At 60.6% G+C, this 19555-nt stretch carries 15 protein-coding genes; 10 read left to right on the top strand and 5 right to left on the bottom strand.

Going from position 1 to position 19555, the window contains the following annotated elements; translation table 11 throughout:
* The first annotated feature begins 52 nt into the window (after positions 1-52).
* Both recO and pdxJ read left to right on the top strand, forming a co-directional pair.
* Entirely contained in the window at positions 53-736 is a 684-nt protein-coding gene (gene recO, locus KGB25_RS25325; RefSeq protein ID WP_008026692.1) for a DNA repair protein RecO, read from the top strand.
* 91 nt (positions 737-827) lie between these two features.
* Positions 828-1574 carry a pyridoxine 5'-phosphate synthase gene (pdxJ, locus tag KGB25_RS25320; RefSeq protein WP_223437192.1) on the top strand — a complete coding sequence of 249 codons (747 nt, stop codon included), beginning with the start codon at positions 828-830 and terminating at the stop codon, positions 1572-1574.
* Positions 1575-1701: 127 nt separating this feature from the next.
* Here pdxJ and mltF read toward each other — a convergent pair whose 3' ends face one another.
* Positions 1702-3162: a membrane-bound lytic murein transglycosylase MltF gene (gene mltF, locus KGB25_RS25315; RefSeq protein ID WP_032828633.1), complete on the bottom strand. Its 1461-nt coding sequence runs from the start codon at positions 3160-3162 to the stop codon at positions 1702-1704.
* Positions 3163-3436: 274 nt separating this feature from the next.
* Here mltF and purL point away from each other — a divergent pair, with 274 nt between their 5' ends.
* Together purL and KGB25_RS25305 are read left to right on the top strand one after the other, a co-directional pair.
* Entirely contained in the window at positions 3437-7333 is a 3897-nt protein-coding gene (purL, locus tag KGB25_RS25310) for a phosphoribosylformylglycinamidine synthase (protein WP_223437190.1), read from the top strand.
* A 5-nt stretch (positions 7334-7338) separates the two neighbouring features.
* Positions 7339-7650, top strand: a complete 312-nt coding sequence (locus KGB25_RS25305; protein ID WP_032828634.1) for a YqfO family protein — start codon at positions 7339-7341, stop codon at positions 7648-7650.
* 240 nt (positions 7651-7890) lie between these two features.
* Here KGB25_RS25305 and KGB25_RS25300 read toward each other — a convergent pair whose 3' ends face one another.
* Positions 7891-10299: a glucose/quinate/shikimate family membrane-bound PQQ-dependent dehydrogenase gene (locus KGB25_RS25300; protein ID WP_223437188.1), complete on the bottom strand. Its 2409-nt coding sequence runs from the start codon at positions 10297-10299 to the stop codon at positions 7891-7893.
* A 211-nt stretch (positions 10300-10510) separates the two neighbouring features.
* A complete protein-coding gene (locus KGB25_RS25295) occupies positions 10511-11893 on the bottom strand; it encodes a carbohydrate porin (RefSeq protein ID WP_317850756.1) in 1383 nt (460 codons plus the stop codon).
* A 387-nt stretch (positions 11894-12280) separates the two neighbouring features.
* On the opposite strand from KGB25_RS25295, the gene KGB25_RS25290 reads away from it, so the two are divergent.
* Positions 12281-12511, top strand: a complete 231-nt coding sequence (locus KGB25_RS25290) for a VF530 family DNA-binding protein (RefSeq protein WP_008043269.1) — start codon at positions 12281-12283, stop codon at positions 12509-12511.
* A gap of 2 nt (positions 12512-12513) precedes the next feature.
* Positions 12514-13164, top strand: coding sequence for a Pr6Pr family membrane protein (locus KGB25_RS25285; protein ID WP_032832785.1), 651 nt, complete (start codon positions 12514-12516; stop codon positions 13162-13164).
* A 103-nt stretch (positions 13165-13267) separates the two neighbouring features.
* Here KGB25_RS25285 and KGB25_RS25280 read toward each other — a convergent pair whose 3' ends face one another.
* On the bottom strand, positions 13268-14053 hold the full coding sequence (locus KGB25_RS25280) for a siderophore-interacting protein (RefSeq protein WP_207286052.1): 786 nt from the start codon (positions 14051-14053) through the stop codon (positions 13268-13270).
* Entirely contained in the window at positions 14050-14625 is a 576-nt protein-coding gene (locus KGB25_RS25275) for a PadR family transcriptional regulator (protein WP_223437185.1), read from the bottom strand. The genes KGB25_RS25280 and KGB25_RS25275 overlap by 4 nt, the downstream gene beginning before the upstream one ends.
* Before the next feature lie 506 nt (positions 14626-15131).
* Here KGB25_RS25275 and KGB25_RS25270 point away from each other — a divergent pair.
* The 4 genes from KGB25_RS25270 to KGB25_RS25255 all read left to right on the top strand — a co-directional run bounded on the left by KGB25_RS25270 (position 15132) and on the right by KGB25_RS25255 (position 19532).
* Positions 15132-15623, top strand: a complete 492-nt coding sequence (locus KGB25_RS25270) for a CS1 type fimbrial major subunit (RefSeq protein ID WP_223437183.1) — start codon at positions 15132-15134, stop codon at positions 15621-15623.
* 109 nt (positions 15624-15732) lie between these two features.
* Positions 15733-18255 (top strand): CS1-pili formation C-terminal domain-containing protein, encoded by a 2523-nt coding sequence (locus tag KGB25_RS25265; protein ID WP_223437181.1) that lies wholly within the window; start codon positions 15733-15735, stop codon positions 18253-18255.
* 39 nt (positions 18256-18294) lie between these two features.
* Positions 18295-19035 carry a hypothetical protein gene (locus tag KGB25_RS25260; protein ID WP_008043444.1) on the top strand — a complete coding sequence of 247 codons (741 nt, stop codon included), beginning with the start codon at positions 18295-18297 and terminating at the stop codon, positions 19033-19035.
* A gap of 5 nt (positions 19036-19040) precedes the next feature.
* Entirely contained in the window at positions 19041-19532 is a 492-nt protein-coding gene (locus tag KGB25_RS25255; protein ID WP_008043445.1) for a CS1 type fimbrial major subunit, read from the top strand.
* Positions 19533-19555 lie beyond the last annotated feature (23 nt).

Genomic DNA, 19555 nt, shown 5'->3' with positions numbered 1-19555 from the left:
CCACAGTGGTTTTGGGGTGTTAGTAAAATCGCGATCCGTCATTGAGAGCTCCATGTCCCAGCCCATCGGCCAACCCGCCTACGTCCTCCACTCCCGCGCCTACCGCGAAAACAGCGCATTGGTGGATTTCCTCACGCCGCAAGGTCGGCTGCGGGCGGTGTTGCGCAGTGCGCGGGGCAAGGCCGGGACGTTGGCGCGGCCGTTCGTGCCGCTGGAAGTCGAGTTCCGGGGGCGGGGCGAACTGAAGAATGTCGGGCGCATGGAAAGTGCCGGTACGTCGACATGGCTCATCGGTGAGGCGCTGTTCAGCGGGCTTTACCTCAATGAGCTACTGATTCGCCTGTTGCCATCAGAAGATCCCCATCCCGCTGTCTTCGATCACTACGCCGCGACTTTGCTTGCGCTGGCCGAAGGCCGTCCGCTGGAGCCGCTGCTGCGTTCCTTCGAATGGCGCTTGCTCGACGATCTCGGTTACGGCTTCGCGCTGAACACCGACATCCACGGCGAACCCGTCGCGCCGGACGGTCTGTACCGTCTACAGGTGGATGCCGGCCTGGAACGGGTCTACCTGCTGCAACCCGGTCTGTTCAACGGCACCGAACTGCTGGCCATGGCCGACGCCGACTGGTCGGCCCCCGGCGCGTTGTCCGCCGCCAAGCGTTTGATGCGCCAGGCATTGGCCGTTCACCTGGGCGGTCGTCCCCTGGTTTCCCGAGAGTTGTTTCGAAAGCCGTAGGGGCTTGATCTTCGCTCCCACCAAGGATCAACAGACCTTGTTGCCCCGTGTATGCTGTGCGCCGAACTTTCTCTTCTTCTGGAGCGCTTCCGTGACCACCAGCAATCGCATTCTTCTTGGCGTGAACATCGACCACGTTGCCACCCTGCGCCAGGCCCGGGGCACTCGCTATCCCGATCCGGTCAAGGCCGCACTGGACGCGGAAGAGGCGGGCGCTGACGGCATCACCGTGCACCTTCGCGAAGACCGTCGGCACATCCAGGAACGTGACGTGCTGGTGCTCAAGGATGTGCTGCAAACCCGCATGAACTTCGAAATGGGCGTCACCGAAGAAATGATGGTGTTCGCCGAGCGCATCCGCCCGGCGCACATTTGCCTGGTGCCGGAAACCCGCCAGGAACTGACCACCGAAGGCGGTCTGGACGTAGCGGGGCAGGAAGCGCGGATCAAGGCGGCAGTGGATCGCCTGGCGAAGATCGGTTGCGAAGTGTCGCTGTTCATCGATGCGGACGAGCGGCAGATCGAAGCGTCCCGTCGTGTCGGTGCTCCGGCGATTGAATTGCACACCGGTCGTTATGCCGATGCCGAGACACCGACGGACGTGGCTGAAGAGCTCAAACGTGTGGCCGATGGCGTGGCATTTGGTCTGGCGCAGGGTTTGATCGTCAACGCCGGTCACGGTTTGCACTATCACAACGTCGAAGCGGTCGCGGCGATCAAGGGCATCAACGAACTGAACATCGGCCATGCGCTGGTGGCGCATGCGTTGTTTGTCGGGTTCAAGTCGGCTGTTGCTGAGATGAAGGCATTGATCCTGGCCGCAGCGCTAAAAGGCTAAGACCGCGGCGCTGCTATCGCCGGCAAGCCGGCTCCTACAGGATCGTGTTGTACACATAATTTGCGCAACGACACGGTCTTGTAGGAGCCGGCTTGCCGGCGATAGCGTCCTCAAACATCACACAAATCTAAAGCTGCGGGGTTTCCTGGCTCGGCTTGGTCTTGTCGACCCCCGGCACATGCAGATTGCCTTCGGCCACCTGATTGCCTTCCAGCTGAGGCTGCGTCACCCAGGTCAGGATGTCGTAGTAGCGACGGATGTTCGCCACGAAATGCACCGGCTCGCCGCCGCGGGCGTAGCCGTAACGGGTTTTGCTGTACCACTTCTTCTCGGACAGGCGCGGCAGGATTTTCTTCACGTCCAGCCACTTGTCCGGGTTCAGCCCTTCCTTGGCCGCCAGTTTGCGCGCGTCATCCAGGTGACCGCTGCCGACGTTGTAGGCCGCCAGCGCAAACCAGGTACGGTCCGGTTCCTGGATCGACTCATCCAGCTGTTCCTTCATGTAGGCCAGGTACTTGGCGCCGCCCATGATGCTCTGCTTCGGATCGAGGCGATTGGACACGCCCATGGCTTGCGCGGTGTTCTGGGTCAGCATCATCAGGCCACGCACGCCGGTCTTCGACGTGACGGCCGCTTGCCACAGGGATTCCTGATAACCGACCGCCGCCAGCAGGCGCCAGTCGACCTTCTCTTTCTTGGCGTAGGTCTTGAAGTGTTGCTCGTACTTGGGCAGTCGTTGCTGCAAATGCTGGGCGAAGGTGGTGGCGCCCATGTAGCCGAGTACGTCGACGTGCCCGTAATAGCGGTCCTTCAGGCGTTGCAGCGTGCCGTTCTTCTTCACCTTGTCGAGGTAGGCGTTGATCTCGTTGAGCAGGCTGTTGTCGTCGCCGGCGGCCACGGCCCAGCTCTGGTCGCTGGCGTCACCGAGGTCGAAGGCGACCCGAATGTTGGTGAAGTAGACCTGGTTCATCGCCACTTCGTTGGAGTCGACCAGGGTCAGGTCAATCTGGCCTTCATCGACCATGCGCAGCAGGTCGACGACTTCAACCGCGTCGGACTCTTCGTATTCAATGCCGGGAAACTTCTGTTTCAACTCCGCCAGTTGCCCGGCGTGGGTGCTGCCCTTGAGCACCATGATCTTCTTGCCCACCAGATCCTTTGCATCGGTCGGCCGCGACTGGCCGTTGCGATAGATGATCTGCGGGGTGACTTCCAGATAAGAGTGGGAAAACCGCACCTGCTGTTTGCGCGCTTCGCTGCTGACCAGGCCGGCCGCAGCGATCACCGGACCGTTGGGCTTGCCCACCTGGCTGTACAGGTCGTCAAGGTTGTCGGCGGTTTCGATCTTGAGTTCGACCCCCAGATCGTCGGCGAAGCGCTTCACCAGCTCGTATTCGAAGCCGGTTTCACCGTTGCGATCCTGAAAGTAGGTGGCGGGGCTGTTTCGGGTAACCACCCGCAGCACGCCATCCTCCTTTACGCGCTCCAGCGTGTTGGGTTTATCAACACAGCCACTGAGCATCAGGAAGAGTCCGGTTGCGATCAGCCATTTGGCGTACCGCGGACGCAAAGCCGTTGGGGAAAACATCTGCGCAGTATACGCAAAGGACCACGAGCGCCATATCTCGACAGCGAAGGCCTTGTCTGCTAGGGAGCGAAAAACCGCTCTGGAGCCCGCAGGAATGGGCTCGAACGGCTTTTTGTGACACAAAAAATAACACCTGGCCGGCCGCTGTTTCAGGTCCGGATACCCGGCCCGACGTCCGGGTGACGCCGCCCGTACCGTTTCGGGTGATGTCGCGGGCGGTTTAGGCTAGAATGCACGGCCTCAAAGCACACCCCTTCCCGAGGCTGTCCCGAAGATGTTGATCCTGCGCGGCGCTCCTGCCCTTTCTGCCTTTCGCCACAGCAAACTCCTTGAGCAACTGAGCCAGAAGGTTTCGGCTGTCAGCGGCTTGTATGCTGAATTCGCTCACTTCGCCGAAGTTACCGGCGTCCTGACCGGCGACGAACAGCAGGTGCTCGCGCGCCTTCTGAAGTACGGTCCAAGCGTACCGGTTCAAGAACCGACCGGTCGCCTGTTCCTGGTGTTGCCGCGTTTCGGCACCATCTCGCCGTGGTCCAGCAAGGCCAGCGACATCGCTCGCAATTGCGGCCTGAGCAAGATCCAGCGCCTGGAGCGCGGTATCGCGTTCTACGTCGCCGGCCAGTTCAGCGACGCCGAAGCGCAGCTGATCTCCGATGTTCTGCATGACCGCATGACCCAGATCGTCCTCGCCAACCTTGAACAGGCCGCCGGCCTGTTCAGCCACGCCGAACCGAAGCCGCTGACCGCGATCGACGTGTTGGGTGGCGGCCGCGCCGCGCTGGAAAAAGCCAACACCGAGCTGGGCCTGGCCCTGGCCGAAGACGAGATCGACTACCTGGTCAACGCCTTCGTTGGTTTGAAGCGCAACCCGCACGACATCGAACTGATGATGTTCGCCCAGGCGAACTCCGAGCACTGCCGTCACAAGATCTTCAACGCCAGTTGGGACATCGACGGTCAGAGCCAGGAAAAAAGCCTGTTCGGCATGATCAAGAACACTTACCAGATGCACAGCGAAGGCGTCCTGTCCGCTTATAAGGACAACGCTTCGGTGATCGTCGGTAATGTCGCCGGCCGTTTCTTCCCGGACCCTGAAACCCGCCAGTACGGCGCGGTACAGGAGCCGGTGCACATTTTGATGAAAGTCGAAACGCACAACCACCCGACCGCGATTGCCCCGTTCCCGGGTGCGTCCACCGGTTCCGGTGGCGAGATCCGCGACGAAGGCGCTACCGGTCGTGGCGCCAAGCCAAAGGCCGGCCTGACCGGTTTCACCGTGTCGAACCTGCAGATCCCTGGCTTCGAACAGCCGTGGGAAGTGCCGTACGGCAAGCCTGAGCGCATCGTCACCGCGCTGGACATCATGATCGAAGGCCCACTGGGTGGCGCCGCGTTCAACAACGAATTCGGTCGTCCGGCCCTGACCGGTTACTTCCGTACCTTCGAACAGTCGATCACCACCCCGCGTGGCGACGAAGTTCGCGGTTACCACAAGCCGATCATGTTGGCCGGCGGCATGGGTAACATCCGTGCCGAACACGTACAGAAAGGCGAGATCACCGTCGGCTCCAAGCTGATCGTGCTCGGCGGCCCGGCGATGCTGATCGGTCTGGGCGGCGGCGCGGCTTCCTCCATGGCCACCGGCACCAGCTCGGCTGACCTGGACTTCGCTTCGGTTCAGCGCGAAAACCCTGAGATGGAACGTCGCTGCCAGGAAGTCATCGACCGTTGCTGGCAACTGGGTGACAAGAACCCGATCAGCTTCATCCACGACGTGGGTGCGGGCGGTCTGTCCAACGCCTTCCCGGAACTGGTCAACGACGGCAACCGTGGTGGCCGCTTCGAACTGCGCAACATTCCAAACGACGAGCCGGGCATGGCCCCGCACGAAATCTGGAGTAACGAATCCCAGGAACGCTACGTTCTGGCCGTCGGCCCTGCTGACTTCGAACGCTTCCAGGCGATCTGCGAGCGCGAGCGTTGCCCGTTCGCCGTGGTCGGCGAAGCCACTGCCGAGCCGCAACTGACCGTCACCGACAGCCACTTCGGCAACAGCCCGGTGGACATGCCACTGGAAGTGCTGCTGGGCAAAGCCCCGCGCATGCACCGTTCGGCCGTTCGTGAAAACGAGCTGGGCGACGATTTCGATCCGTCGACCCTTGAGATTGCAGACTGCGTCGAGCGCGTTCTGCATCACCCGGCCGTGGCGAGCAAAAGCTTCCTGATCACCATCGGCGACCGCACCATCACCGGCCTCGTGGCCCGTGACCAGATGGTCGGCCCGTGGCAGGTTCCGGTGGCCGACGTTGCCGTCACCGCCACCAGCTTCGACGTCTACACCGGTGAAGCCATGGCCATGGGCGAGCGCACTCCGCTGGCTCTGCTGGACGCTCCGGCGTCGGGCCGCATGGCCATCGGCGAAACCCTGACCAACATCGCCGCTTCGCGCATCAACAAGATCTCCGACATCAAGCTGTCGGCGAACTGGATGTCCGCTGCCGGTCACCCGGGTGAAGACGCGCGTCTGTACGACACCGTGAAAGCGGTCGGCATGGAACTGTGCCCTGAGCTGGGCATCACCATTCCGGTGGGCAAGGACTCCATGTCCATGGCCACGCGCTGGAGCGACAACGGCGAAGACAAGACCGTCACCTCGCCAATGTCCCTGATCGTGACCGGTTTCGCGCCAGTGGCTGACATCCGTCAGACCCTGACCCCGGAACTGCGCATGGACAAGGGCACCACCGACCTGATCCTGATCGATCTGGGCCGTGGCCAGAACCGCATGGGCGCCTCGATCCTGGCCCAGGTTCACGGCAAGCTCGGCTCGCAAGCGCCGGACGTCGATGATGCCGAAGACCTGAAAGCCTTCTTCGCAGTGATCCAGGGCCTGAACGCCGACGGTCACCTGCTGGCCTACCACGACCGTTCCGACGGTGGTCTGCTGACCAGCGCCGTGGAAATGGCCTTCGCCGGTCACTGCGGCCTGAGCCTGAACCTCGACGGTCTGGCGGAAACCTCCGCTGACATCGCCGCGATCCTGTTCAACGAAGAGCTGGGCGCCGTGATCCAGGTTCGCCAGGACGCGACCCCGGACATCCTCGCGCAGTTCAGCGCCGCTGGTTTGGGTGAGTGCGTGTCGGTGATCGGTCAGCCGATGAACAACGGCGAGATCAGCATCACCTTCAACGGCGAAACCGTGTTCGAAGGTCAGCGTCGTCTGCTGCAACGTCAGTGGGCTGAAACCAGCTACCAGATCCAGCGTCTGCGTGATAACGCCGACTGCGCCGAGCAAGAGTTCGACGTGCTGTTGGAAGAAGACAACCCGGGCCTGAGCGTCAAGCTGAGCTACGACGTCAACCAGGACGTCGCCGCGCCTTACATCAAGAAAAACATCCGCCCACAGGTTGCCGTGCTGCGTGAGCAGGGCGTCAACGGTCAGGTGGAAATGGCGGCCGCGTTTGACCGCGCCGGTTTCAACGCAATCGACGTGCACATGAGCGACATTCTGGCCGGCCGTGTCGACCTGAACGACTTCAAGGGCATGGTCGCTTGCGGCGGCTTCTCCTACGGCGACGTACTGGGCGCCGGTGAAGGCTGGGCCAAGTCTGCGCTGTTCAACAGCCGCGCCCGTGATGCGTTCCAGGGTTTCTTCGAACGTAGCGACAGCTTCACCCTTGGCGTGTGCAACGGTTGCCAGATGATGTCCAACCTGCACGAGCTGATTCCGGGCAGCGAGTTCTGGCCGCACTTCGTGCGTAACCGTTCCGAGCAGTTCGAAGCCCGTGTGGCGATGGTTCAGGTCCAGGAGTCGAACTCGATCTTCCTGCAAGGCATGGCCGGTTCGCGCATGCCGATCGCCATCGCACACGGTGAAGGTCATGCCGAGTTCTCCAGTGAAGAAGCGTTGCTGGAAGCCGATCTGTCGGGTTGCGTGGCGATGCGTTTCGTCGACAACCATGGCAAGGTCACCGAGAAGTACCCGGCCAACCCGAACGGCTCGCCGCGCGGGATCACCGGTTTGACCAGCCGCGACGGTCGCGTGACGATCATGATGCCGCACCCGGAACGTGTGTTCCGCGCCGTGCAGAACTCGTGGCGCTCGGAAGACTGGAACGAAGACGCGCCATGGATGCGCATGTTCCGTAACGCTCGCGTGTGGGTGAACTAAGCGCCGTGTACAAGCTCAGCTTCTTTGTTCCGACCAGCCATGTCGAAGTGGTCAAAAGCGCTGTGTTCGCTGCCGGTGGCGGGCGAATCGGTGCTTACGAGCACTGCGCATGGCAGGTGTTGGGCCTGGGTCAGTTTCGTCCAATGGAGGGCAGTCAGCCGTTCATTGGCGAAGCAGGGCAGGTCGAACAGGTTGAGGAATGGAAAGTTGAGCTGGTGGTGGCGGATGAGTTGATCCGTTCGGTGGTGGCGGCTTTGAAACAGAGCCATCCCTACGAGACACCGGCTTATGAAGTGTGGCGGCTGGAGGATTTCTGATCCGCTGGCCGCTGTAATGAAAAACCCGCTACGGCGGGTTTTTTGTTGCCCACAAATTTATAGATCAACATGCAAACCCTGTAGGAGCTGGCTTGCCAGCGATAGCGTCCTGTCAGCCAACATCAATGTTGAATATCAAACCGCAATCGCCGGCAAGCCGGCTCCTACAAAGGATTGCGTCACCCACAAAAAAGGCGACCCCCTCGCGGGAGTCGCCTTTGCTTTAACCGTCGCTAAAACCTACTCGGACAGTTTGTACGCAATCACATAGTCACCTTGCTTGGTGCCCAGCGATCCATGACCGCCCGCCACGACGAGCACGTATTGCTTGCCGTCCTTGCCGGTGTAGGTCATCGGGGTGGTTTGCGCGCCCGCAGGCAGGCGACCTTCCCACAGTTGCTTGCCGTTTTTCACGTCGTAGGCACGCAGGTACTGGTCGAGGGTGCCGCTCAGGAAGCCAACGCCACCGGCGGTGGTGAAGGTGCCGCCCAGGCTAGGCACGCCCATGCTCAGCGGGATCGGAACCGGCGAGCTGTCGCGCACGGTGCCGTTCTTGTGTTTCCACAGGACTTTGGTGGTGGTCAGGTCGATCGCCGCCACATAACCCCATGCCGGCGCCTGGCACGGCAGGCCCATTGGCGACAGCAATGCTTCGAGGACTACGCCGTACGGCGCGCCTTTGTTGGGCTGCACGCCTTCGGTTTCGCTTTTGCGCGGGCCTTGGGCTGCGATTTCGGCGGCCGGGATCAATTTCGATTTGAACGCCATGTAGCTCGGGTTCACGAAAGCGATCTGACGCACCGGGTCAACCGAGATGCCGCCCCAGTCGAACACGCCGAAGTTGCCTGGATACACGATCGAACCCTGCAGCGACGGCGGGGTGAACGGGCCGTCGTAGCGCATGGACTTGAAGTCGATCCGGCAGATCAGTTGGTCGAACGGCGTCACGCCCCACATGTCGCGCTCTTGCAGCGGCGGCGGCATGAGGTTGAGGTCGGATTTCGGTTGGGTCGGCGAGGTGTGATCACCTTCGACAGCGCCTTGCGGAACCGGCACTTCGTTGATCGGCACAATCGCCTGGCCAGTGCTGCGGTCCAGTACGTAGATGCTGCCTTGCTTGGTGGACGCGAGTACCGCCGGCTTCACGCCGTCTGCGGTTTTCAGGTCCATCAGGGTTGGCTGGCCACCAACGTCCATGTCCCACAGGTCATGGTGGGTGAACTGGAAGTGCCAGCGCACTTTGCCGGTGCCGATGTCGAGGGCGGTCAGGCCGGCGGCGTGCAGTTCCGATTCCGGGGTGCGAGCGCCACCGAACTGGTCCGGCGTCTGGTTGCCCATCGGCAGGTACAGCATGCCGAGTTTTTCGTCGACGGCGAACATGGACCACATGTTCGGCGAGTTGCGGGTGTAGACCTTGCCTTCGGCAATCGGCGTGGTGTCGTCCGGGTTGCCGCTGTCCCAGTTCCACACCAGTTTGCCGGTGTGCACGTCGAACGCGCGGATCACGCCGCTCGGCTCGTCGGTGGAGACGTTGTCGGTGACGTGGCCGCCAATCACCACCAGGTCCTTGGTGACCGCTGGAGGCGAGGTGGAGTAGTAACCGCCGGCGGTGAAACCACCGATGTTGGCGCGCAGGTCGACCTGGCCTTTGTCGCCGAAGTCTTCGCACATCTTGCCGGTGTCGGCGTTCAGGGCGATCAGTCGGGTGTCGGCGGTCGGCAGGAAGATCCGGCGTGGGCAGACGCTGGCGACAGGCGCGCTGGCGCTGCCGGTCGGGCTCTGCTCGGAGGCGTAAGCCGCGTCATCGTGATACGTCACGCCACGGCAGGTCATGTGCGCCCAACCCTTGAAGTTCGCCGCGTTTTGCGTGGAGAGCTTCGGATCGAAACGCCAGATTTCCTTGCCGGTGTCCGGGTCCAGTGCGATCACCTGGCTGTGCGGCGTACACACATAGAGCATGCCGTTGGCTTTCAGCGGAGTGTTTTCAGCGGTGGTTTCACCCGGATCGTTCGGCCCCGGCAGGTCGCCGGTGCGGTAGGTCCAGGCCGGAACGAGCTTGTTGACGTTCTGCGGGGTGATCTGCGCCAGCGGCGAGTAACGGTCACCGTGAGCGCTGCGGCCGTAGGAGTTCCAGTCACCGTCGGGCATGGCCGGGGCGGTGTTGGTCATGCCCGGTACGCTGTCGCGGTCCAGTTGGCCTTTGATTTCACCGGGGTTGGTGAATTGGCTGGCCAGTGCGGTCACGCCCGCGAGCACCACGGCCACGCTCAGTGCGCCGGTGCCTTTCGGTGCAGCGCCTTCGCGCAGCAGCGGACGACGGAACCACGGCAGCAGCATGACGATGCCCAGCGCGAACAACATTGCCAGACGCGGCACCAGTTGCCACCAGTCGAGGCCGACTTCCCACAAGGCCCAAACGGTGCTGGCGAACAGCACCAGCGCGTACAGGCCCAAGGCTGCGCGGCGGGCAAGGATCAGCAACACGCCGGTCAGCGCCAGGCCGATACCGGCCAGCAGGTAATACAGCGAGCCGCCGAGCATGCTCAGCTTGATCCCCCCGGCCAGCATGGCCAGGCCCATTAGCAGAAGCAGAATGCCGAGCAGGGTCGGCAATAGACGGCTTCGACTCAAAGCACCATCAGTGCTCATAGTGTGGTTCTCCGTGACGTTTCAAGTAGTCCCGCGCAAGTTCACTGTAGATGACGATCTGGCGCGGGCAGGGTTCATGTAAAGAAGTTCGGCTGATGCGGTCCCTGTAGGAGCCGGCTTGCCGGCGATAGCGGTGTGTCAGTCGACATCTGTTTGGCTGATACACCGCCATCGCCGGCAAGCCGGCTCCTACAGGGTTTTGCGGTGTTTGTTAGAACTGCGACTGGATCTTGATCCCGCCAATCAGCGCGTCATCGACCTTGTCCACGCCACCGGGGTGGCGGATGTATTGCAGGTTCGGGCGCACGGTCAGCCAGTTGGTGACGTGCACCCCGTAATAGAGTTCGGCGCTGTATTCGGTGTCCTGCGGCGGCAGGAAGGACGGATCGTCGAAGTCGGAGACCGCATGGGCCTGATTGCTCGCCTCGGCGTTCTTGCGATAAGCCGGGTTGACGTGAACACGGGCGAGGGCGAAACCGATGTCGTCCTTGGCGCGCGCATCGAACAAGCCTTTGTAGACGACGCCCGCCTGGACATAGTTGTCGATGGCGTTGGTCTTTTTGTCGTGCATCGTGCCGTTGGCGAACACGCTCAGGCCACGGGAATAGTCGCTGGCGCGGCTGGTGATCTGCTGCTGCACACCCAGCCAGACGCCGTGTTTGCTCGACGCGCTGCGGTAGGCCTCGCCACTCAGGGCGGCGGGCTGGCCATTGCTGTCCTTGTAGGCATCGGTAGCGTTGGCGTTGCTGTAGTAGTAACCGGCGCGGTATTCGCCCGGCAGGCCGTTGAGCTTCGGCGTCCACACCAGCTCCACCGGCAAAATTGCGCCTTGGGTGCCGCTGCCGCTGAGCTTGAAACCATTGCCGCGATCAAGGTTCGACGGGTTCTGCTCATACGCGCCGACCTGCGCGTACAGCTCTGGTGTCAGGTGATACTTGACCCGCATCGCCCACTGGCTGACCGGCCAGTTGTACCAGATGCCCCCGACCCAATTACCGACCTGGGAGCCGCAGAACGCCAGGTTCTGGAAGTCGCAGGGGAAACTGTTGAAATCTTCGCCTTCGCCGAAACGACCGACCTTGATGTCGAGTTTCTGGTCGAAGAATTTCTGCTGATACCACATCTGCGTCAGGCGCCAGGTTTGCCCGCGACCCCAGACTTCTTGCGCTGAAGTGAAACCGCCGACCCGCGGATCGTTGATCCGGTCGTTGCTGATGTTGTTGCCGTTACGTTCGGTGATGGTCAGCTGAAATTCAGCGTCGTCCCAACCGAGGATCTTCTGCAGATCGAGATGCGTGCCGAGGCCGAACTGATCGCTGTAGCGCGCGGTGCGATCATGGTCGTAGCCGCCGTGCAGATTGCTGCCCATTTCACCGGTGTAATCGACTTTGAAGTCGTAGCCTTTTTCCGAAAGTTCGGTGCGCGTACCGTTCCAGTCGCCGAGCATCCACGGCGATTCGCTATCGAAGGCCGGGGCGGCCTGAGCGCAGGTGGCGAGGCCCAGCGCGGTGAATCCGCCGATCAGGTTGAGGACTTTTCGCTGGGAAACAGGCATGCAGACAGCGCTGTCTCGCAAAAATTGAACATAAGGCATAGAGGAGAAATTCTTGATCTTTTTCTGGGGAGTGAGGGGCGAAGCGGCTAGCGGAAGCGTTTCAGCAAGTTCGGGCGTAAGGATAATGTTCTGTTACAAATAGAGAAAGGCCTTTTGCCGAGATGAATTTTTGTTGATTCGGTAACAGTCCACAGATCACCGCGACCTGTAGGAGCCGGCTTGCTGGCGATAGCGGTCTGTCAGGCAATATCAATGTTGATTGACACACCGCCATCGCCAGCAAGCCGGCTCCTACAATGAATTGCGTTCAGATGATCCGTTACCTTTGACCTACATTTAGCAGATAGCGCACAGACGCCTTTCCCCCAAGGCGGCCCTCGGCTAAGGTGCGCGGCTTCCAATTCATCTATCGCTCGAAGGCCCGGCATGACCGAACAGAACAACAACCCGCTGCATGGCGTGACACTGGAGCAGATCCTCAACGCGCTGGTTGAACATTACGAATGGTCGGGGCTGGCCGAGCGCATCGATGTCCGCTGCTTCAAGAGTGATCCGAGCATCAAGTCGAGCCTGACCTTCCTGCGCAAGACCCCGTGGGCGCGGGAGAAGGTCGAACGCTTGTACGTCAAGTTGATGCGTACCAAGCGACCGCTCTGAACATGATCATGCAACCTGCCGTGCGCCGTCGTTTTGTGGCCGTGGCTGCTGTCCTCGGCTGGGCGGGATTGAGCATTCAGCTGTACCTGATTTTCTATTCGCGCTGGACGCTGGGCGCCAGTCTGCTGGGCGGTCTGGTGAGTTTTTTCAGCTACTTCACCGTGCTCAGCAACACGCTGGTGGCGACCGTGCTGACCTGCGCGCTGACGTCCCGCGAGTCGGCTGCGCGACGCTGGTTTTTGCAGCCGTGGGTGAGCAGCGGGGTTGCCGTGAGCATCGCCGTGGTCGGCCTTGCCTACAACATTCTGTTGCGCCATCTGTGGCATCCCGAAGGCTGGCAATGGCTGGCCGATGAGCTGATGCACGACGTCATGCCGTTGCTGTTTCTGGCCTGGTGGTGGTTGTGTGTGCCCAAAGGCACCCTGCGTCTGCGGCATATTGCGCTGTGGGTGATTTACCCGTTGCTGTACTTCGCTTACGCGCTGCTGCGCGGGCATCTGCTGGCGGTTTATCCCTATCCGTTCATAGATGTCGACAAGCTGGGTTATCCACAGGTGTTTGCGAATGCAGGCGGATTGTTGGCGGGGTTTGTGGTTATTGCGTTGTTGGTGATCGCGCTGGATCGGTGGCGGCTGAGTCACACGGACCTGTAGGAGCGGCCGGGCGGCGTTCCGTTTGCCGGCGATGGCGGCCTCGAGATTGATACAAGATTCAAGGGTCCCATCGCCGGCAAGCCGGCTCCTACAAGGTCTGTGTTTATTCCTCGTCGCTGTCGTCCAGGCGCCAGTAGCCGACGGCTTTGACGAACTGCTCGTTCAGCCCGTGCTCGTCCAGCAGCACCCGACGAATCTGCCGCGACACTTTGGTCTCGGTCGCCACCCACGCGTATAGATTGCCGCTGGGCACTTGCAGCTGTTTCACGGTGGTCAGCAAGTTGTTCTTGCCACCTTCGCGCAACACCCAGATCACATTGACGTGCGCCGGGCTTTCGAGCTTTTGCTGTTCCGCGCCGTTCTCCACTTCAATGATCACCAGCGCCTGGCGATTGGCCGCCAAACCCTCCAGCCGTCGCGCAATCGCGGGGATTGCCGTCTCGTCACCAATCAGCAAATAGCTGTCGAACATGTCCGGCACGATCATCGATCCCCGTGGCCCGCCAATGTGCAGGAACTGTCCCGGTTTGGCCTGTTCCGCCCAGGTCGAAGCAGGGCCGTCGCCGTGCAACACGAAATCGATGTCCAGTTCCAGCGTGTCGAGGTCGTAGCGACGCGGCGTGTAGTCGCGCATCGCCGGCATCGGGCCGTTGTCCTTGCCGGCACCGAGCACCAGGGTTTCCAGCGCCGCTTGTTCTGCCGCGTTCTGCGGGAACAGCAGTTTGACGTGGTCGTCTGTGCCGAGGCTGATGAAACCTGCCAGCTCTGGCCCACCCAGGGTAATCCGGCGCATGCGCGGGGTCAGGTCAACCACGCGCAACACTTGCAGGCGACGGCGTTTGATTTCATGCATGACGCGGTGAATGGTGTGCTCGATCACTTCAGTCATTCAGCTTTCTCCTGAGCGGGTTGAACCAAGGGGCCGTCGACGATGGCTTTGGCGGTGTTGTTGAGCAGGGCGGCGACCCGGATGATTTCATCCGCGCTCCAGCGACCGTGGTGCAGTTGCAACGCATGACGCAGGTTATGCACCGCTTCGTGGATCTCGGGCGGACGGTCATGGCCGCGCAATGAGCGCTTGCTGACATCGATGCGCATCCGCACACCGTCCAGTGCAACCGCTTGCTCACTTAAAGACAGACGACCGGCGTCGGTCACGCTGTAGCGTTTTTTTCCGCCTTCGGCATCGCCCTGGATCATTTCGCTTTCTTCCAGAAAGGTCAGGGTCGGGTAGATCACGCCGGGGCTGGGGCTGTAGGCGCCGTCGAACATGCCTTCGATCTGGCGGATCAAGTCGTAGCCATGGCAGGGCTGTTCGGCAATGAGCGCCAGCAGCAGCAATTTCAGATCGCCGGGGGCAAACACCCGTGGGCCGCGACCGCCGCGTTCGCGGCCGGGGCGTTTCTCGAAGCCGTCGCGGCCGTCACCGTGTTCGCGGTGTGGGGAATGATGGTCTCTCATTTTTCCTTCTCTCTGTCGTGTTTAGATACAACTTAAGATATATCTTATCGAGAGGGCAAGCGAACAGGACCAACGGTCGTCGGCGAAGGACGTCGTGGCGGATTTCAGTGCGGGACGGGAAAAAGCCTTTTTGTGGCTTGCTGTTTTAGAGTGATTGATCTAATTATGTGTAACTAACAGAGACTGATTATTAATAATTAGACCTAAGTAGTCTTTGTCTTACAGAGACTGTATTTAGTTTGACTGTGTGCTTTTTTCGTTAAAACTGTTTGTAGTATGTTTCTGTCGGGTGAACGGTTTAATTATTGATTTTTCGGGTTTTTTCTACTGGGCCGCGGGCGGTTGTTACTACATGTTCTTCGGAAGTTGCGTACTTACTTTCTCAAGTAATTGGCCGATCATTCTCCTCGTCGAAAGTTGAGCCAAATTGCCACTATTTAAACCGGCGATAGGGACGATTCACGCTTTCCACGGACCAATCCTTTGAAAAAGACAGGTACTAAACAATGTTCAAGAAGTTTGCAATCGCCGTTCCGATGACCCTCCTGGCCCTGAGTGCTTCGATGGCGTTCGCTGCGGATGAATCGCGCACCTCCATCAACATCACTGCGGAAATCCCGAGCAAAGTGTTTCACGCTCAACCCGTGGACCTGAACTTCGGTAAAGACGAAAGAATGCAGTACCAAATTGGCGCCGGCACCCTGTCGGAGGTCCGTGGCACCTACGATATCCAGCACACCAACGGCTCGGTGGGGGCATACGTCGTCGGCGGCCCGACGCCGCTGTTCAACGGTAATGCGACCTTGAACATTCCGCTGACCTACACCTTCAACGGCACCGTACTGACTGCCGATTCGAAGGAAGTGGTCGGCGACGTCGAGTCCAACGGTGGCATGCGCGCCGACCTGGTGATTACTGCAGAAAAGCCGGGCAACAATCAGGTGGGTATTTACACCGCCAACCCCGTCGTCATGTTTGATGCCATTCCGCGCATCTGAATGACAGCGTTCTGTCAGCAAGTTCTTGCTTGATAACGCGCACCGATCGATAGGGTTGTAATCCCTGTCGATCGGGTTTCACCGTCTTTATCCACAGAGTATTTCTTTCATGTTCCCGATGACTCCCATCGCGACGGCGCTTGCCTTGTGTTTTTGCGCAACTGCCCTGGCCGCGCCAGCGGATAACGGCCATACACCTCGAAGTTTGCTGGCGCAGGCCAAGGGTTTACCGAGCGAGTTCGAAGAACACTTCTTCGATGTACCGTTGGCGGTGCGCGTGGAACTTGATCAACAATTTCTGGGGGAGGCGATGGTCGTATTAACCCGCGACGACCGCATCACCCTCGTTGACTTCACCGATGTCAGTGACAGCGCGATCAAAGCCAGTGAACGCGACACCTGGTCTAGCTATTTGAAGCAAGGCGTGGCGCTGGGCAACTGCGAGGCGAAATGCCCCGAGTCGCTATTGGCCGTGCACTACAGCCTGGAAAACTCGCTGGTGTCGATCCTCACGGAAAACGCCGAGCGCGACGATCAGGTCCAGCGTTATTACAACCAGCCCGAAGGCGGCAGCACCGGCTTGATCGTGCGCAACCAGTTGAACCTCAACGGCGGGCAAAACCAGGACCTTGGCGGGCGCTATGGTCTTGAAGCCAGCAGCAGCCTCGGTAACTGGACTCAAGCGGTGAACCTGCAACTGTCGCGACTGGGCGGTGTGGATAACCAGACCTATCACGCCGTGCATGAGCTCTATACCCAGCGTGAACTGGAAGGCAGCTTTGTGCGCCTGGGCTATTTCACCCCCACCTCCGAAGGGCTGACTCGCCAGCCGCGCTCCTTCGGCGCGAGTCCCGACACGGCGCTGGGTGTGATGTACGGCAGCTCCGACAGCCTGGCCATCAATCAGCCGACGCCGGCGGTCTACCCGATCTACGTCACCGCCAATCGCCAGGGCTCGGTGGAGATCTACCGCGACGGTTTGCTGATCAATACGCAGGCGATGCCCGCCGGCCTGCAAACTCTCGACACGCGGCCGTTGCCCGGCGGTATCTATGAAGTGGAAGTGCGCCTGATCGAAGACGGCCAGATCACCTCCAGCACCCAGGAGCTGGTCTACAAACCGAACAACTGGCGCAACCACGACGAGCAATGGCGCTACAACCTGTTCGCCGGGCGTGAATCCAAATTTCTCAGCAACTGGGACGATCAGAACGACGGCGACATGACGGCCGGTGCCGCCTTCAACTTTCTGCTGCACCCGCGAGTCATCCTCGGCCTGTCGGGGCGACAGGTGCGTGACAGCCTGCAATACGGCACCTCGGTCGATTGGGCCGTCGTCAACAATGCCAGCGTCTATGCCAACGTCTACAAGACCGAGGACCACGGCACCGGTTTCGACGTGCAGGGGCTTTATTCCTACGGCAGCGGCAGCATCGTCGCCAGCCACAACCGCAGTTGGCTCGACACGACCCGGCTCTACGACACGCTGCCGGACGGCACGCGAGTACGACAGCGCAACGTATTTATCGGCCAGACCAGCAACTCGTCGTTGTCGCTGAACCATCGGCTCACCAGCAAAAGTTCGGTCAATGCCAGGGTGTCCCACAGCGAGGGCAACACCGAAGGCGTCGGCGTGGATCTGGGCTGGAGCCAGCGCGGCCGATTGTTCGGCAGCGACGCCAACTGGCGCTTGTCGCTGTTCGACAGGCCGAGCAGTTTCAGCTCGGGTAATGACCGCAATCGTGGTGTCGACCTGAGCGTCAACATCGCCTTGGGCGGGCCGGGCGAACAGATCTCCGGCAGCATCGGCACCCGCACCGATCGCGACGGCGGACGCGATAACAATGCCTCGGTCACCTACCGCAAAGACTTGCAGGATCACCTGCTGCAAAGCGTTTCCGCCACAGCAATCACCGACACCTATGGCATCGGTATGAACGCGATGGCGACGATGCAATCGGAGCGGGTCAACGCTGACGGTTTTATCCAGCGCTCCTCATTCAACAACGACTTTACCGGTGGCCTGAACCTCGACAGCACCGTCGCCGTCGGCGGGCAAAAAATGGTCGTGACCAGCCAGTACCACCGCAACGGTGCCGGCATGATCATCGATGTCGAATCGGACATCGATGACATCGCCCTGCGCGCCGACGATTTGAGCGGTGGCAGCGCGGTGCTCAGGCCGGGGCGCAATTTCGTGCCGATCACCGCCTACAAAAGCAGCTCGGTCAGTTTCGATTTCGAGGGCAATCACGTGCCGGCCGCGACCATCCAGCCGGCCCGCTCCAGCTATCACCTGAACAAGGGCGGCGTCGAGTATCGCCAGGTTCGCGTGATGAAAACCCTCACCGTGCTCGGTCGCCTGGTGGACTACCAGGGCAGCCCGCTCAAGGGCCATCACATCATCAACCACGCCAGTCGCGGGGTCAGTGAAGTGGACGGCTTCTTCTCCATGGAAATGAACGCCGGTTCACCGACCCTGGAAGTGCGCCACGGCAACCAGTTGCTGTGCCAGTTCCGGCTCGACCCGAGCCGTGGCCGCACGGAAAACAATGTGCTGATGATCGGCGACCTGCGTTGCACGCCGGATACGTTGGCTGACGCAGCGACAGGGACGCCGACGGCAGGCTGATGCCCGGCAATACGCACTTTATCTACGAGGTAAATGACGATGAAACGTCGGTTGGCACTGATTGGTTTTTGTTTGTTCACGCAGACGGCACACGCCGGGCCGAGCATCAATATCGGCACGGTTTACGACTACCTGGACGGTGATAAAAGTACCTATTTGAAACGTGTCTTCAATGGCGGCGACAGCACCGCTTTCGTCAAGGTCAACATCCTGGAAATCCTTTACGACGCTGACGGAAAGTCGCAGGAAGTACCGCTCAAATCCAGTGCCGACGGCAGCGCCCGGGACGGCTTGATGGCCAGCCCGGCGCGGCTGATCGTGCCTGCCAGTGGCATGCAAGGCACCCGGTTGCTGTACATGGGCGAGCGCGACCGCGAGCGCTATTTCCGCGTGCGTTTCGTGCCGGTGGTGCCGGAGAAAGAAGACGAGTTCGCAGTCTCTGGCGAAGAGCGTGAGGAATACAAGAAGACCCTGTCCGCCGGGGTCACGGTGCTGGCCGGGTATGGCGCGGTGTTTTTCGTCCGGCCCAAGGACACGCGTTACGCCAGCATGATCGAGAACGGCGCGAAGGATTACCGCATCCGCAACGACGGCAACACCGTGGTGGTGATCGATGAGTTCAAGGATTGCTCGGTCAAGAACGAGCAGGAGTGTATGCCGACCACCAAGCATCACATCCTCGCGGGCCGCAGTTTTCAGTTCGAAAAACAAGCCGGTCGCGAGTATCGCTTCACACTGGTTGAAGGCGAGAGCAGCAAGAAACTCGATGTGAAGGGCTGATGACCATGTTCAAAAAACTGATGGTTCTGATGGTGTCGGCAGTGGCCTGCCATTCAGCGTTTGCTGCCCGCGAAGTGCACCACTTCGACGTGTTCGTGACGATTCCGAACCAGGCGTTCTACGTCATTCCCGCAGACCCCGGCTGGATTCACCGCGAGCAGCGGTTGCCGTGGAATCTGGCGACCTCGACCCTGGGCGGCTTGCGCAAGTATTTCGATGTGAAGAATGAAGCCGGCTCCATCGAAGCCCGGCTTGAGGGCCGGCCTTACCTGTCCAACGGGACCGCGGCCGATGACATTGGATTGCGCGTGCTGTTCAACGGCAAGTTGCTGAGCGAACTGGAGAGTAGCGAGGTGGTGTCGATGAGCGAGGCCGCGCCGGGTAAACGTGTGTTGCTGGAGATCGCGCCGGTGCCGCCTGTCGATGGGGTTTATAAGCCGGGCAGTTATTTCGGCAGCGTCAACTTGCTTTTCAACGCAGTGTTGCCGGGGGCATAGATGTTTGGTTTTGTCGCAGCAGA

This window comes from Pseudomonas sp. BF-RE-21 (assembly GCF_019947305.1).
Classification (GTDB): Bacteria; Pseudomonadota; Gammaproteobacteria; order Pseudomonadales; family Pseudomonadaceae; genus Aquipseudomonas; species Aquipseudomonas migulae.
Note: the sequence above shows the minus strand (reverse complement) of the source record. Positions and strands in the feature narration are given on the sequence as shown.